General features: G+C 49.2%; 1 rRNA gene. It reads left to right on the top strand.

Annotated elements, in window-relative coordinates:
* Positions 1-238, top strand: a 23S ribosomal RNA gene (locus CES82_RS12245); the annotation flags it as partial.

Raw genomic sequence — 238 nt, forward strand, 5'->3', positions numbered from 1 at the left:
TCAGATAAACTCCGAATGCCATAGATTTATATCCGGGAGTCAGACGGTGAGTGATAAGATCCATCGTCGAAAGGGGAACAGCCCAGACCACCAATTAAGGTCCCTAAGTGTATCCTAAGTGGAAAAGGCGGTGGAGTTGCACAGACAGCTAGGATGTTGGCTCAGAAGCAGCCACCATTTAAAGAGTGCGTAATAGCTCACTAGCCGAGTGATTCTGCGCCGAAAATGTACCGGGGCT

The organism is Secundilactobacillus silagincola, from assembly GCF_002583405.1.
Lineage (GTDB): Bacteria > Bacillota > Bacilli > Lactobacillales > Lactobacillaceae > Secundilactobacillus > Secundilactobacillus silagincola.